This window comes from Rhodopirellula maiorica SM1 (assembly GCF_000346295.1).
GTDB classification, from domain to species: Bacteria; Planctomycetota; Planctomycetia; order Pirellulales; family Pirellulaceae; genus Novipirellula; species Novipirellula maiorica.
Map to the genome: position 1 here is coordinate 1 of NZ_ANOG01000283.1, position 1,033 is coordinate 1,033.

Consider the following 1,033-nt stretch of genomic DNA (forward strand, 5'->3'; position numbering starts at 1 on the left):
GAGATTCAAATTCATGTTGTAGGCCCGGCTCCCACGTTTCTTCTTGCCACCGGACTGCCCGGTGTTCGTCTTCTTCGACTTAGCGAAAACGCCAAGCGTTGATGCCACTGCCATACAGCCTGTCATCTCATCCCAGTGTTCATTCTCCGAAGGCCGGTTTCTAGCTCGCCAAACGATCGTCTTGTCTCCGTTCTTGTTTTCCTCAAAGAATGGATCCTCAGCCTCGCAGTGTTCGCCAAGCAGCAGATGGTTCTCTTGCGTGTCCTCGTAGAGCGTGATGGCGGTTTGCGACGACAATGGGACTGATAGCCCAATGGCGAGTTGGCACTTCCAATAGTTGGTGTCCACATGCAGCTCCGCTACACCTCGCTGCCCCTTTGGTGGATCTCGATATGCAACATTCACCCCGCGGGTTCGTCGTACCTTGCCGCCGGATAGCTTCTGCCACGCTCGTGTGTTGGCGCCGATGAAATGCCCCAGCTGTGGCACAAGTCGGCTTCTGAGTGGCGATTCCAGCACGAACGAGCGAATGTCGTTCGCAACCAACGCAAAGCGATTATCGATTGCGAGCTTATCGATTGAGAAAACGCGTTGATCACGAATGAACTCGCGTCCTAGAAGATCTTCCGTCAGCACATCCAGGCCCGCGGTGATCAGGTCCGCAACCGGCATCTCGCCAAACTCATCCTGCAACGTGTTGGCGATGGCTCGCTTGGAATAGTAGCGGGTTGGCTGCTCCGGAAACGTCCCGTAATCCATCACGTGCCCACGGCCGCGTAGATCGAACGCCATGATCGTCCAGGATAAGAATTCCTGTTGAACGTCGATGAACCCGGTGATGATCTCCGCACGATCGGGCATCTCTCCCCGTTTGTACGGTCGGATTCGCCTAGCAACCTCATCCGATTGCAGGCTCCACAACTCGCTCGTGGTACTGTCGTTTTGGGTGGTCGGCTTAAGCTGCAGCTCAGCGTTGAACGAATCGAGATCCTTTGCGCGTTCGATCATGGCCCGGTGAAGGGCTGAAACCTCC

At 55.6% G+C, this 1,033-nt stretch carries 1 protein-coding gene; it reads right to left on the minus strand.

Annotation, left to right across the window (positions count from 1 at the left end; translation table 11 throughout):
- The coding region (locus tag RMSM_RS09235) for a terminase gpA endonuclease subunit (RefSeq protein ID WP_008694564.1) at window positions 1–1,008 on the minus strand (1,008 nt) is incomplete at its 3' end.
- Window positions 1,009–1,033: the final 25 nt, after the last annotated feature.